Consider the following 14,852-nt stretch of genomic DNA (forward strand, 5'->3'; position numbering starts at 1 on the left):
AACCATTTAATTAATAATGAATTAGTGAAATTAAAGTCAATAACAATAATAAAGGGAAGGACATGAGTCACAATAGTCCAAATGCAGAGAATGATCTGCGCGAAGTCAAACAGTTAGGTATGTGGGCCTCCATCACTAGCCTAAGTTATATTTTTTGGTTAGTGGGCGGCATGGAGCTGGTCGAGCGAATCGCCTATTACGGTGTCAAAGCCAGTGCTGGCTTATACGCCAAAGCGCCTGAATCGGCTGGCGGTCTGGGGATCAGCCTCAGCGACTATGGCATTATTATTTCGCTCTGGGCGATTATGCAAACATTTGTACCCGTCTTTACTGGTGGGATTTCCGACCGGGTCGGCTACAAGGAAACCATTTTCGGCTCGACCGTGATTAAAATCATGGGCTACCTGACTATGGCGTTCTTCCCTACCTTTTGGGGCTTTTTATCGGGGGCACTGCTACTCGCCATCGGCACGGGTATCTTTAAACCCGGTATTCAAGGCACCTTAGTGCTCTCCACCAATCGCAATAACACCTCCATGGCTTGGGGGATATTTTACCAAGTCGTGAATATCGGTGGCTTCTTAGGTCCATTGGTTGCCGTGCATATGCGTCAACTTTCTTGGGATAATGTGTTTTATGCCTGCGCTGCGATTATCTCACTAAACTTCCTGTTTTTATTGACATATACCGAGCCAGGAAAAGCCGAGCGCCTCATCCGTAATCAGCAAATTAAATCAGGTGAAGTCAAACAAGAGTCCCTATGGCGCGACGCTTGGCATGAGCTTAAAAAGCCAATTGTAATCTATTACATGCTGGTATTTTCAGGTTTTTGGTTCTTGTTTAATGCGCTGTTTGATGTACTACCGATTCATATTTCCGAGTGGGTCGATACCAGTGTGATTGTCACTTCGCTCTTTGGTAATGAAGGCACCAGCAACGGTATTTTACAATTCTGGCTCGGATTAAATAATGAAGGCACGAAAGTGATGCCTGAGGGCATGCTTAACCTCAACGCCGGCTTGATTATGACGAGCTGCTTTTTAATTGCCGCCCTGACCGCCAAATACCGCATAACTACTGCCATGTTGATTGGCTGTTTACTCAGTATTTTAGCCTTTGTGTTTATCGGTGCCTTCCATGCGGCTTGGTTTATTGTGCTCGCCATCGCCATGTTTTCGATTGGCGAAATGATGATTAGCCCAAAGAAAAACGAATTTATGGGTAACATTGCCCCCGAAGGTAAAAAAGCCATGTACCTTGGCTTTGTGATGCTACCTCAAGGGATTGGCTGGGGCTTAGAAGGTTATTTTGGCCCAAAACTCTATGAAATTTTCGCCTCGAAAGAGTTGTTCTCACGCGACTTATTACTCGAGCGCGGCATGAGCGCAACGGATGTGAATGCCATCCCGCAGGGGGAAGCCTTTACCACCTTAGTCAGCTTTACTGGCGAAAACGCCCATGATCTGACTCAGCTGCTCTACCACAGCCACAATATCGGTATGGCTTGGTATATTATCGCCGCGATCGGCACCATTTCGGCTGTGGGGATTTATATCTATGGTAAGTGGTTACTGACGCTGCAACGTGCGCAGCAGGCAGCGAACTAATACCTTAACTGCGTTATCTAAGCCGCTAATCGATTCCAATTAAAAAGTGAGTGTGCATGCACTCACTTTTTAATTAACGGCCTTGATACGCGACTAAGTCATTAAATCTAGTCATTAAATCTAGCCTTAAAAACCCGCTAACAGTTCGACCTCAAATTGTTCAGCCGATAGCGCTAATCCTAAAACGTCGCATTGTGCCTGTAACTGTGCAAGCTCCTTATCAACCGCTGATAAGGTCAAGGTATTATCATCCAGCAAATACACCTGGCGTAAACTGGTGAAGTAAAATAGCAATGTAATCAACGCATTTATATCATTGTTCGCCGCAGCTGCTTTGACTTTAGCCAGCTTGCGATAAATGTGATTTTGCAGTTGTTTTAACTGCCACACATAATAAATCTCTTTAAAAAAGGGCTGAGTTTTTAGCTGATAGACAATGGCACTACAAAGTAATACCGCCAAAATCACCCCGAGTAAATTCCAGTGGAAATTTCCTGTAGGCTCACCGGGTAAAGCCTCAACGCCAAAGAGCGCAATTAATCCAGCCCCAAAGCCAAGGGAGCAAACGATCAAGGCCAACACTAAGGCCACCATAAACAGGTTCATATTGCTACGATAAAGGGATTTATCAATTTGCTGTAACTTCATGGGTTCTCTTTTAATCAAAATACGCATTGGCGGCGCAGCATAACCCAGTTTGCTTGAGCTTGCCTGAATAATATAAGTCTTCCGCCATCACACCAACCACAAAGGATACAATTTGAAACAAATATGGTTAAGGATTTATATTATAAAATTACCAATCTTTTTATTTAGTTATCTTCCGGTTATTGAGGCACGGTTATCCGCATTGATGACAGGTACGTGCAGATAGGGATCTAAATCAGTGTACAATTTGCTGATATTCAAAGTACGTAACGATTTATTTAACAAACTCCCCTTACTTGCACCACATTCCACTTGGAATGAAGCAACCATCACAGGAATGAAATGGCATTAAAGAACACCTTGCGAAGGTTAGTTTTGCTCACCCTCATTTGCTTAGTCGCCCCTATAAAAGCAGAGGAGCTCTTTGCTGTAGGGACTCGTTTTAGCCAAATTTTTGAACAAAAACCGGACGGCGAATACATCGGTTTAGGGGTAGATATACTTAATCGTTTTGCCCAGCAACAAAAAGTGACCATTCATTATCAAATAGCGCCTTGGCGCCGAGCGCAATCTATGGTTGAGCGTGGCCAAGCAGATATTTTAATTGGCCCCTATTTTTCGGAAGAACGGCAAAAGCACTTAGCCTTCTCGGCCCAACCCTTTTATCGCGATGAAATCGTTTTTTATGCCAGAGTCAATCATCCCACGCCTTGGGATGGTAGTTATGCCAGTATCCATGGATTAAGAATTGGCAAAATGCAAGGCTGGAGTTACGGCTATTTGTTTAACGAACGCACCAAAACGCTCACAATTAATGAATTTGCAGATCTCAAAAGTGGTATTGAACGCTTATCCCGTGGCGATCTCGATTTGCTTGCCACCAACATACGCAATACTCAAGCGGTGCTCGCGCAAATCAAAATTCCACAGGCAATCACCCCTATAATGCCCAGAATTGATATCCAAGATGGCTTTATGGCCTTTCCAAAAGACGTAAAATTTCAACCACTTCAACAACGTTTCGATCTATTTATGCAACATATGGTTGAGACAGGCGAATTGGCTACACTGGCAAAAATACGTGGCGTTACCATTCCGACCTCAATGCTCACCGATTAATCCCCTTCAATTAACTGGCTAAACATTCCATTAAGGCCAGTTCAATGTGGTCCCAATCCAGCTCTTGGGTTGCAATCATTTCGAGCCGAGAATCAACACAATCATCTAGTTCAGTGACAGTCATATCCCCACTGCTCCAATTGATCCCTGCAATACCATCGCTGGTAATCATCACCGCTTTTAAACGCAGTAAAGTAGGACTTGTTTGGGTCTGGAGGGTAATAAATTGCATTAATTTATCAAAATCAAACTCTTGCATAGGTTCAAATACCCAGCCGCAGCTAAAACAGCCCTCCCCCTGATTTTGCTTACGTACTATGCCACGCGCATCAAACTGGTAGACCTGCTCGCTTGCCTCTCCGGTAAACAGCCCCTGCAAACCCAAAGTGTCGGCAGTGTTACGCAACACACTCCGAGATTGGCTCAATGCGTTAATGCTAGCGGCTAGGTTAATGGCCGGTTTAGGTAAATCACGGCGTGGTTGCTTAAGGAGCTCAAGTAATTGAGCCGATAAGCCTTGAGGCAAACTATGCTCCACCACTGGCGTATTATCGAGTTGTAAGGCATTGAGATAACGAGTTAATTCCTGAGCTAATTGCCTGCCCTGCAATGCCTCAAACTCAGGATACAAATCGGTTTTGGTCGCAACAATCACATCTGCTACTTGCAACTGCTGCACAAAATTGTCATGTCCGCGGTAGCGTTCATCCATTAATTTACGGGCATCGATTAGGCATAAAGTGCTTTGAAGGCGGATAACATGTTGATAATGGGGCGCACTGAGGACTTTAATAATTTCATTAGGGTGCCCAAGTCCCGTAGGTTCAATCAGCAAGCGATCAGGCTTAGCACGGGCGATCAGTTGATTGATTGCCACTTGCGTGGGTACGCCCGCCGCGCAGCACATGCAGCCCCCGGCAACTTCACGAATCTGCACGCCACTGTTGTTTGCCTCTAAGAGGCCCGCATCGATACCGACTTCACCAAATTCATTGACTAATATCGCCCAAGTTTCGCCCTCAGGTTTAGTCTTCAAAAGTTGTTTTATAAGCGTTGTTTTACCGACACCTAAAAAACCTGTGATGATATTGGTGGGAATGGCTTTGACGATCATGGACAACACTCGCAGGGTAACGGGCAACGTTTAGGGGCATTCGAGTGTAGGGATATTCTAGTTAAAGCTCAACAAAAAGCGCGCCTTGGGCGCGCTGCGTACTGCGCTATTTTACTTTATTGCCGCCCTGCGGCTTACCACCAGAACGCTGAGTTTGAAATGGGCTAAATTTCGCCTTATCTTTTGAATACTTACCCTCGCGGGTAGGAGATTTTCTTGCTCTAGCTTGGCTCTCACTCGACTTTCCAACAGCACTGACTTTGCCAATAGTGCGATCTTTTGGTGCTTTATAACTCCATTTAGTTTTAGTGGTTGCCGCGGGAGCATCGCGGTAACGTGCAGGCAGTGGCGTGCCCTCCTCGTAACCAGGCTGCACAGTGACAGGGAGTTGCTGGCCAATTAAAGCTTCAATTTCTGCGAGCATTTCATCATCTGCTGGGCTGACAAATGAAATCGCTCGACCTGACAGGCCCGCACGGCCAGTGCGGCCAATACGATGGACATAATCTTCCGCGAGGAAAGGCAACTCTAGGTTTATCACTAAGGGCAGCGCCTGAATATCAAGCCCGCGGGCCGCCACATCGGTTGCCACCAACACGCGCAGTTTTCCGGCTTTAAAATCATCGAGCACACGATTACGCGCCCCTTGGGTTTTATCCCCATGAAACACGCCCGCGCTGATCCCATCGAGTGTTAACTCCTGCAATAAATGCTCAGCGCATTCCTTAGTACTGGCGAACACCAACACTTGGCGCCAATTATTGCGCCCCACCAGCTCAGATAATAACTCTGCTTTGCGGCGCTTATCGACCCGATACACTAACTGTTCTACGGTCGATGCCGTGGTATTTTCGGCAACATTAACCCATTCAGGTTGATTGAGCATCTTATGGGAGAGTTGCTTCACCGCATCGCTATAGGTGGCTGAAAACAACATCGTTTGATGTACTGGGGCAATAAGGCGCTTCACCTTTTCAATGTCGCGTACAAAGCCTAAATCGAGCATACGATCCGCTTCGTCGATCACTAAGGTCGTTACACTGGACAGGTCTAAATTGAACTGGCCAATAATATCGAATAGTCGCCCTGGCGTTGCGACGAGGATATCGACGCCCTGCTCGACTCCTTTACGCTGCGGATTCATATTCGCACCGCCATAAACCGCTAAGGTTTTAAGGGGCAAAAACTGGCTATATTTTTGAATATTCGCACAAACTTGAATTGCCAACTCACGGGTTGGCGTCATCACTAAGGCGCGCAGCAAGGGTTTATCGGCAGGTTGGGCAGCAAGTTGCTCAAGCACGGGCAAGGCGAAGGAAGCCGTTTTACCTGTTCCAGTCTGAGCACAGGCCATAATATCCTTCCCCGTTAAGGCGAGAGGAATAACCTGTTGTTGCACTTGAGTGAGTTGCTGATAGCCACACTCAGTTATCGCATTCAAAATAGGTGAAGATAAGCCGAGTGTGTCAAATTTCATAGGAACTCTTAGGTGTTAGTCGGTGGAATTGCTCAATGCGCAGCAAAAAAGAGACGAATCGAAGAGATGACTTGTTGTACTCTTCAACATTATTAATTTTCTGCATCATGCCCTTAAATGGGGCCGCGGAGTCTAGCAAAATTCGCGGCGGATTTATAGGCAAAACGTCGCACGCCTGATAAACCTTTCTCGCCTAGGTGTTTATGTCAGCAAATACTTGCTGGCAAACTCACTGGCACTGACGGGTTTAGAGAATAAATAACCTTGGCCATAGTCGCAGCCTGCATTGAGCAACACCTGCCGCTGCGCCTCGGTTTCAACCCCTTCGGCGATGACTTTCATGCCCAATTTATGGGCCATCACAATGATGGCTTCACACAAGGTGTGGTCATTTTCATCCGTATCAATATGACGGGTAAATGATTGATCTATTTTCAAATAGTCGATATCGAATTTCTTCAAATAGGCCAGTGATGAATACCCGGTACCAAAGTCATCTAAGGAAACTTGCACGCCCGCATCCCGATAGGCTAACAATTTTTCGGTCACGCCCATGCTAGCATCAAGCAATAGCCCCTCGGTAATTTCCACACAAACGCCAGTACCAGTGACATCTAACTGCTGCAGTAATTCAAGCCAATTGTGTAACAGAGTGCCCTCATCACGGAACTGTATAGGCGATTTGTTAACACTGATCTGAATTTCCACGCCCAACGTCTTGCGCCATTGGGCGCTTTGACGTGCTGCTTGTTCAAATACCCAGTTACCGATTTCAACAATCAGCCCTGTATCTTCAGCAACGGGAATAAATTCTGCTGGCGATACAGAGCCGCGCTCCGGATGGAACCAGCGCAATAAGGCTTCTGCCTTAGCCACTTCCCCTGTCGCCATCGCTACTATCGGTTGATAATGCAGTTCAAATTCTTTATTCAGCACGGCTTGACGGAGATCGTGAATTAATCGCATGCGGTACTTAGCGTATTCCTGCATCGATGGCGTGAAATAGTTAAACCGATTGCGGCCTTGATCTTTTGCCGCATACATAGCCTGATCCGCATGTTTAAGTAAACCTTCAATACTAGTCGAATCATCGGGGTAAAGCGTGATACCAATACTGGCGCTAATATAAGCAGTTTCTTCACCGAGCAGATAGGGCTCGGCAATACGCCTTAAAATATGTTCGGCAACTCGCTCAATCCCCTTATGATCAGCCATAGCACTTAATACTACGGTAAACTCATCACCGCCAAGTCGCGCCACCACATCGGCATCCCGCACACAGGATTTTAAGCGACTGGCGGTTTCGATCAGTAATTGATCCCCCATGGCGTGACCTAAGGTATCGTTAACCTCTTTAAAGTAATCGAGATCGAGGAACATCAGCGCAAAGTGATTGCGATTACGGTCAGCATTCTTGATTTCGGCACTTAAATATTCGAGCAACATGCGTCGATTAGGCAGGCCAGTCAAGGTATCGTAGTTGGCTTGTTTCCAGATTAAATGTTCACTTTGTTTTTTATCGGTAATATCAGAAAAAAGCGCAACACGACGATAAGGCAAACCCTCGGCATTATTAATCGTATTAATGGTTAGCCAAATGACATACTCTTCATTATTCTTACGCCGTTGGCGCATTTCACCCTGCCACTCGCCTTTTTCGCGAATGTCATTATTCATGCGCTGATAAAAATCGTGATCATTAAGGTCGCAATACATCATACGAATATGCTGTCCACGAATTTCAGACTCGCTATAGCCAGTGATATCGGTAAATGCGGCGTTTACGGTAATAATCACTCCGTTTTCATCGAGTACACTCATGGCTTCGGAGCTATTGTTATAGACTAATGCAGAGAGTTTTAAAGACTCTTCAATCAACTTAGCATCGGTGATATCGGTATAAGTACCGCACATTCTGAGCGCATTGTTATTGGCATCACGGCTCACCACTTTACCGGTATCTAAAATCCAGCGGATGTCGCGGTTAAGGGTTTTTAAGCGATATTCCATCTTATGTTGCGGCGTTTCGCCACGAATATGGGCCTCGATAGAATGCAATACTTTGGGCCTATCCTCAGCCACTATCGAGTCCATCCATTGGCGACTATTGGCATTGAGCATATCGATATCGCAACCTAAAATATCGGCACTGCGGGCGTTTCGCTCGATATGGTCATTACGAATATCCCAGTCCCATACCCCAAGATCGCTACTGCTCAGTACCAACTCAAGTTGCTCACGACTGGCGAGCACCTCCATGTCAGCTAATGTTTGCGCCGTGACATCCAAAAAGCCTGCAATCACTAATAATACCTGATGATTTGCGCGCTTACAGGCTACTGTCATATGGGTGTAAACAATCGAGTTATCCTTGGCAATAAAGCGTTTATCTAATTCGTAATTATCGATTTTGCCTTCAAGCATTAGCTCAAACTTTAATAGATCAGCTTCAACATCACCGGGGTGAGTAAGCTGCTTCCAAGTCATATGCAGCAACTCATCCTCTGAGTATTTAAGCATCTGGCATAACCTTGGATTCACCTTGATCCACTTTTGATCGACGCCAGTAATGGCAATCCCAATATTGCCGACGTTAAATTGGCTGCGGAATAAAAAATCATCTTGCAGGCGAATTTGCTCGTCCCGCTCTAGCTCAAAACGGCGAGATAGCAAAAGACTTAGCAGCCAGGTAGCAAGGGGATAAATCAATAATATTGGTAAGGCGATTTTCGACAATACGGGCAATGCAAGCTGGTTAGGCAGCAGAAAAAACCATGACAACATCACTAAATGCACTAAAAAAGCAAAACCAAAGACTTCTTTACCGGAAATATTGGCAAGATAGGACTTACGATAATGCCGCCATATCACACCGATAAGACCGGAACTGATAATTACGCCAACGCCAACCCACATGGCGACACCGCCAATACTGAGTCGGTACAGCGAAGTGATAACAACGGCAATCGCCGTCGGCAAACCACCAAAAAACAGGCCCGAAACACACAAGATTACAGAGCGGGTATCGAAGATAATACCGGGTTCGTACATCCATGGGGTGCTCATAATCGCGACACCAATGCCACCGATAAATAAGCCAATCCCCAGTCGCCATAGTAAAAAATACTGCCGCTGATGCTTTTTAGGAATCGCATCGTACAAAAACACTAAGGCGAGCAGTAACGCTGCATTTTGTACTAAGGGTAAGAAAATGCTTTTATCCATGGATGTGGAAGCAACTCCAAAAATGAGGAAATGGTCTATCTTACGAAAACTCTCCCCCAAAAGTGTAGCAGAATTGCTTACAAATCATGATCTAATTACATGGGGTAATTCACAAAATGTTGTAAAGTTGTTTCTTGTAATCAAAGGCGATGCTATGCCAATCGAAGCGCCGCGCTTTCGCCTTGCGTTTTAATTGCGTCCAATCACGCGTATTAAATTTATCGAGTGCTTCAGCCAGCTTTGCCAGCATAGCCTCGCCCTGGCTTTTGATATCTTCGCCATAAAACACAAAACCATCGACATTGTCCTCGACCGTATCCCTTAATCCGCCCACGCCATGTACTAAGCAAGGCTGACCGCTACGCATGGCGAGCATTTGGCTAATACCACAGGGCTCAAAAGAACTCGGCATCAGGAACAAATCACCCACTTGATAAAGACACTGGGAGAGTTCCTCATGGTATCCCTGCAGAAATACAAAATGGGCATACTTAGCCGCAAGGGTTTGAAAAAACAGCCCTATCTCTGGGTCGCCGCTGCCAAGCAGCACAAATAGCGCCTTGGGCTGCGTCAGCTGCAACTGTTGCAGTAATGTCTCTAATACCGATAAGCCAGAAGGTAAAATATGGCGCAGGATCAATACTTTTTGATCGGTAAGCCGACCAACAGACGTCAACAGAAAGTTCGGGAACTCCCCCACAGAGGCTTGGCGCCACAGGGCTTGCAGCCGCGTAAAAGCAATCATATCGACGCCACTCACCTGAGTTCGCCCACCCTGCCACAGGGCTAAAGCTGACTCGATGCAACTCAGTAGCTTAGTAAAATCCGTTAATTCCATACGTTCGAGGGAGGTTTGAGCTAAAGCCTCTGGGTATTCGCAACCGTTTAAAATCCCCAGTACTCGACCTTGATCAGCTTTATGTTGCAAATCGGCCTCAAGCCCTTCTCCACCGAAAAAGCCCAACTCTGGGCGAGAGGGAAGCAAGACTTCCTTCGCGTAGGTAGGTGAGACGAGATGCACCTTATCCGCCAGCCTAATCCCCATCCGCATCGGATTAATGCAATGGGGATAACGGGGGTCGATAATCTGGGCGCGTTGGCCCTCATCCAACTGGGCAAATAAGTGAGGAAACCAAGCTGCAAAGCTTGACGAATCATGGCTCAGCGGCCTAATGCCCTGCAGCGCAAGGTTATGAATCGAAAACACACATGCAATGCTTTTTAACGCTTGATACTCAGGCGCCAGCGCTCGCAGCATGGCTAAACATCCCGTGTGCCAGTCATGCAGATGTAGAAGCTGAGGCATAGGCACAAACCCTACCACTAAGGCTTTGGCTACGCTTGCACACAACAGCGCAAACTTAGTCGCATCATCGGCAAAGGGGCGATCACTTGTGCCTTGGCTATAAATCTGCCCGGGGCTCGATTGCCACAGCCCATGCTCGAGCAAGTAAATATTGGCGCCCTGCACCTTGGGGTGCGCCAGCCAATACAACTTAATCGGCTCCTGTCGCCCGGCAAAACTCACCTCAAACTCATGGATAAGTTTGGCCCCAAGGCCCGTTAAAAATCCGTAGCTTGGCATAATGACATCGGCTTGGATCTCAACACCCACGAGGGCTTGGGGCAAGTCATGGATCACATCCGCCATGCCGCCCACTTTCGCCCCTTTCAGCGCCCCATTTTCGGCCGCGACCATTAATATGCGTTTCACCTAACTTCATACTCCAACAGGGTTAATTTTCAAGCTAATTAATGGGTTGGCCTTACTCGTAGCCCACCGGCAGTCCTAACATATCGCGGGTGACTAAGGTAATGCCTTTCTCGGACACCCTAAAGCCTTTTGCCCTATCATGGTCGTGGTTATAACCGATCACTGTGCCTTCGGGGATAATACAACCTCTATCGATGATGGCGTTTTTAATCTTGCAGTGGCGCAGCACCACCACATCGGGCAGCACGACTGAATCCTCAACCACGGAGTAGGAACAAACCCGCACCTCGTTAAACAGCACGCTGCGGCGCACGGTCGCGCCCGAGATAATACAGCCGCCGGAAATAATGGAATCCACCGCCATGCCGCGTCTATCGTCATCGTCAAACACAAATTTAGCGGGAGGTAATTGCTCCTGATAAGTCCAAATCGGCCATTTGGCATCGTAGAGGTTTAAGGCAGGCGTGGGCGATAGCAATTCCATATTGGCCTGCCAAAAAGAATCCAAGGTGCCCACATCGCGCCAATAGGCTTGCTCATTCGGGAAGGCGCTCTTAAAGGGATAGGCAAACACTTTATGTTTTTCGATGATCGAGGGAATAATGTCTTTGCCAAAATCCCGATCGGAATTGGCGTTTTGCGCGTCTTTCTTCAACTGTTCGAACAAAAACTCAGTGTTAAACACATAGTTGCCCATCGAGGCGAGGCACTTCTCTGGATTGCCTGGGGAATGTTTAGGGTATTTAGGTTTTTCTTCAAAGCCTAGGATGCGCATCTCGTCATCGACTTCCATCACCCCAAATGCGCCCGCTGCTTCGGCCACGGGCACCTCAAGGCAGGAGACTGTCATATCGGCGCCGGATTCGGCATGGGCGGCCAGTAAGCCAGCATAATCCATGCGATACACATGGTCACCCGAGAGCACCATCACGTACTTAGGCAACTCATGGCGGATGATGTCGATATTTTGGAATACCGCATCGGCCGTGCCTTGATACCAATTCTCAGAGTAACGTTGTGAGGCGGGCAGAATTTCCACCGACTCACCTAATTCCTTTTTAAAGTGGCCCCAACCACGCATCACATGGCGAATTAACGAGTGCGACTTATATTGGGTCACCACCCCAACACGGCGGATCCCCGAGTTGATGCAATTCGACAGCGGAAAATCGATGATCCTAAACTTGCCACCGAAATACAGCGCGGGTTTAGCGCGCCAGTCGGTGAGTTCATGTAAACGCGAGCCTCGGCCACCAGCCAGAATCAATGCATAGGTTTCACGAGTTAAATTACTGATATAACGTACATTAGACATAGGCTCTACTCCCCAAATAGCACATCAGTGCCGATTGCTTCACAACCACTCTTCCCTGCCGCCCTAAGGCCGCAGGATTGCATACAACTGCGTATTCCTTCGCTCATTAACGACTCCCTTACAGTTTCCAAATTTCATCCCGATAGCCTGCAATCGTCACATCACTGGAGAAGCGACCACTGGCCGCCGTGTTGCGAATGCTCATTTGCGTCCACTTTTTCGGATCTTTATAAGCCTTAGCCACAGCCTCTTGGGCGAGGCGATAACTATCGAAATCCGCCGCAGTCATCCACTGGTCGTCCGCGCTTTCAATCGAGGCGATAATCGGGTCGAAAATTCCCGGTTCCAGTAGGTTAAAATGGCCGCTCTTCAGTAAGGCCATGACTTCGGATAAGGCGTGGGACTCGGCGATAATGCGCTGAGGTTGGTAATCACAGCGCATTTGGGCCACTTGATCGGCGTTGAGGCCAAAGAGGAAGAAGTTATCCTCGCCTACCTCTTCGAGCATCTCGATATTGGCGCCATCTAAGGTGCCTATGGTGAGTGCGCCGTTCATCATAAACTTCATATTGCCCGTGCCAGAGGCCTCCTTACCCGCGGTGGAGATTTGTTCGGAGACATCGGTGCCGGGGCAGATTTTTTCCATCGCACTGACGTTGTAATTGGGCAGAAACGCAAAGCGCAGATAAGGCGCCACCACAGGATCGCAATTGACCATATGGGCAACATTACTGGCGAGTTTGATGATGAGCTTCGCCATAAAGTAACCGGGCGCAGCCTTGCCACCGATCAGCACACAGCGTGGTACCAGATGCTCTGTATGCCCCTGCTGGATTTGATGGTAGAGATGGATCACATGCAGAATATTGAGTAGCTGACGCTTGTACTCGTGGATCCGCTTGACCTGCACATCAAACAGCATTGAAGGGTCAAACTCGACGCCACATTCCTTAGCAATCATCTTGGCCAGCACCGCCTTGTTGGCTTGCTTCACCTCCCGCCACTTTTGGATAAAGCTAGGATCTTGGGTTAAGGCATTGAGCGCCGTCAGTTGGCTTAAGTCCGTCACCCAACCTTTGCCTAAATGGTTGGTTAACAGTTTGGCGAGCGCGGGATTGCAGTGGGCTAACCAACGTCTTGGTGTCACCCCGTTAGTACGATTGTTAAACTTCTCCGGCCACAGGCTATAAAAATCCTTAAACAGACCCGACTTTAACAATTGGGTATGTAATCCAGCGACACCGTTCACCGAAAAGCTGGCCACTATGGCTAAATAGGCCATGCGCACATGGGGATCGGGGCCATCTTGAATAATCGACATGCTGGCCAGTTTGGCACCATCCCCCGGCCAGTGGTGGGCAACTAAATCGAGGTATCTGGCGTTGATTTCATAGATGATTTCTAAAATACGCGGCAGCATCAATGCCATCATACGCACAGGCCAGCGCTCTAATGCCTCGGGTAGCAGCGTATGATTGGTATAAGCAATGGTTTGACTGGTGATCGACCAAGCGGCATCCCATTCGAGACCATATTCATCCACCAGCAGCCGCATTAACTCGGGAACCGCAATACTTGGGTGGGTGTCATTCAATTGCATCACATTTTTTTCAGCAAAATGAGTGAAATCATTGCCATGGTGATGTACCCAACGTTTTAAAATTGCCTGTAAGCTAGCGGAAGACAAAAAATATTGCTGACGCAGCCGCAGCTCCTTACCGTTTTCGCTGGCATCGTTGGGGTAAAGCACCATAGTGATCTGCTCGGCGAGGTTTTTACGCGCCACGGCCTCTGTGTAATCGCCTTGGTTAAATTCTGCTAAGTCAAAATCATCCGTCGCTTCGGCCTTCCAGAGTCTTAAGCTATTCACGCGACCATTGCGATAGCCAGGAACAGGCATATCGTAGGCAACAGCGAGCACATCTTGGGTATCGACCCAAATCATGTGCCTGCGCCCTTGTTTATCGACATAGGATTCGGTGTGACCAAAGAACTTTACCGTCACATTATGGTGCGGAACACGCACCTCCCAAGGGTTGCCCTCACGTAACCAGCGATCAGGGCGCTCAACCTGATAACCATCAACTATCTTTTGGGCGAACATGCCGTATTCGTAACGAATGCCATACCCAGTCACGGATAAGTCCATGCTGGCGCAACTATCGAGAAAACAAGCTGCAAGCCGCCCAAGGCCACCATTGCCTAAGCCCGCGTCATGTTCGGCCTCTTCTATCTCCTCGAGTGAAACAGAGTAATGGCTTAACGCCTCGCGGCTATCTTGCTCTAACTCTAAGTTTAACAAGGCATTGCCCAGTGTCCTGCCCATTAAAAACTCGAGTGACAAATAGGCCACTTGTTTGTTGTCGTAACAGCTATCTTTGATGCGCGTCTCACGCCAATCATCCAGCATTTGCTCTTTTACGCTGAGAGCCAGCGCTTGAAATAATTCACCACGCGCCCCTTCGCCGCGGCTTAATCCATAGCGAACATGGCGAGTAAAAGAAGCGGGTAAGGCATCACAGGGCTCGCAGGGTTCGGGTGCTGTTTTGCTCTTACTTTCAACCGTCTTTGTTGAACGTTTTTTGGGAGTAACGCCGCTGGTATTTGGGCTCAGCTCACTGTTATGACTCATA

General features: G+C 47.6%; 9 protein-coding genes. 2 read left to right on the forward strand and 7 right to left on the reverse strand.

The features are described from left to right. Positions 1-62 precede the first annotated feature (62 nt). Complete coding sequence (locus MMG82_RS15390; RefSeq protein WP_047535884.1) at positions 63-1,607, forward strand: MFS transporter; 1,545 nt, start codon at positions 63-65, stop codon at positions 1,605-1,607. A 126-nt stretch (positions 1,608-1,733) separates the two neighbouring features. Here the strand turns inward: MMG82_RS15390 and MMG82_RS15395 are convergent, their stop codons facing one another. After that, positions 1,734-2,255, reverse strand: coding sequence for a DUF3087 domain-containing protein (locus MMG82_RS15395; protein ID WP_047535887.1), 522 nt, complete (start codon positions 2,253-2,255; stop codon positions 1,734-1,736). A gap of 342 nt (positions 2,256-2,597) precedes the next feature. Here MMG82_RS15395 and MMG82_RS15400 point away from each other — a divergent pair, with 342 nt between their 5' ends. Beyond that, entirely contained in the window at positions 2,598-3,374 is a 777-nt protein-coding gene (locus tag MMG82_RS15400) for a transporter substrate-binding domain-containing protein (protein ID WP_047535890.1), read from the forward strand. 10 nt (positions 3,375-3,384) lie between these two features. Here the strand turns inward: MMG82_RS15400 and MMG82_RS15405 are convergent, their stop codons facing one another. From MMG82_RS15405 to MMG82_RS15430, 6 genes are all read right to left on the reverse strand, one after another. Beyond that, positions 3,385-4,488 carry a GTP-binding protein gene (locus tag MMG82_RS15405; RefSeq protein WP_047535893.1) on the reverse strand — a complete coding sequence of 368 codons (1,104 nt, stop codon included), beginning with the start codon at positions 4,486-4,488 and terminating at the stop codon, positions 3,385-3,387. A gap of 106 nt (positions 4,489-4,594) precedes the next feature. Beyond that, on the reverse strand, positions 4,595-5,965 hold the full coding sequence (locus MMG82_RS15410; protein WP_047535896.1) for a DEAD/DEAH box helicase: 1,371 nt from the start codon (positions 5,963-5,965) through the stop codon (positions 4,595-4,597). A 201-nt stretch (positions 5,966-6,166) separates the two neighbouring features. Beyond that, entirely contained in the window at positions 6,167-9,190 is a 3,024-nt protein-coding gene (locus tag MMG82_RS15415) for an EAL domain-containing protein (protein WP_047535899.1), read from the reverse strand. Positions 9,191-9,299: 109 nt separating this feature from the next. Next, the gene (locus MMG82_RS15420) at positions 9,300-10,889 is read right to left on the reverse strand and encodes a glycogen/starch synthase (protein ID WP_047535902.1); all 1,590 of its coding nucleotides are present in this window, start codon (positions 10,887-10,889) and stop codon (positions 9,300-9,302) included. Between the two features lie 67 nt (positions 10,890-10,956). Next, a complete protein-coding gene (gene glgC, locus MMG82_RS15425; protein ID WP_047535906.1) occupies positions 10,957-12,219 on the reverse strand; it encodes a glucose-1-phosphate adenylyltransferase in 1,263 nt (420 codons plus the stop codon). Positions 12,220-12,337: 118 nt separating this feature from the next. After that, the gene (locus MMG82_RS15430) at positions 12,338-14,851 is read right to left on the reverse strand and encodes a glycogen/starch/alpha-glucan phosphorylase (protein WP_047535909.1); all 2,514 of its coding nucleotides are present in this window, start codon (positions 14,849-14,851) and stop codon (positions 12,338-12,340) included. Position 14,852: the final 1 nt, after the last annotated feature.

Source organism: Shewanella sp. MM_2022_3 (assembly GCF_022557375.1).
GTDB classification, from domain to species: Bacteria; Pseudomonadota; Gammaproteobacteria; order Enterobacterales; family Shewanellaceae; genus Shewanella; species Shewanella xiamenensis.

Bases quoted from the DNA above. Each gene is read 5' to 3' on its own strand.
- glgC (WP_047535906.1), bottom strand. From the start codon at position 12,219: ATGTCTAATGTACGTTATATCAGTAATTTAACTCGTGAAACCTATGCA.
- MMG82_RS15400 (WP_047535890.1), top strand. From the start codon at position 2,598: ATGGCATTAAAGAACACCTTGCGAAGGTTAGTTTTGCTCACCCTCATT.
- MMG82_RS15390 (WP_047535884.1), top strand. From the start codon at position 63: ATGAGTCACAATAGTCCAAATGCAGAGAATGATCTGCGCGAAGTCAAA.
- MMG82_RS15410 (WP_047535896.1), bottom strand. From the start codon at position 5,965: ATGAAATTTGACACACTCGGCTTATCTTCACCTATTTTGAATGCGATA.
- MMG82_RS15430 (WP_047535909.1), bottom strand. From the start codon at position 14,851: ATGAGTCATAACAGTGAGCTGAGCCCAAATACCAGCGGCGTTACTCCC.
- MMG82_RS15395 (WP_047535887.1), bottom strand. From the start codon at position 2,255: ATGAAGTTACAGCAAATTGATAAATCCCTTTATCGTAGCAATATGAAC.
- MMG82_RS15420 (WP_047535902.1), bottom strand. From the start codon at position 10,889: ATGGTCGCGGCCGAAAATGGGGCGCTGAAAGGGGCGAAAGTGGGCGGC.
- MMG82_RS15415 (WP_047535899.1), bottom strand. From the start codon at position 9,190: ATGGATAAAAGCATTTTCTTACCCTTAGTACAAAATGCAGCGTTACTG.
- MMG82_RS15405 (WP_047535893.1), bottom strand. From the start codon at position 4,488: ATGATCGTCAAAGCCATTCCCACCAATATCATCACAGGTTTTTTAGGT.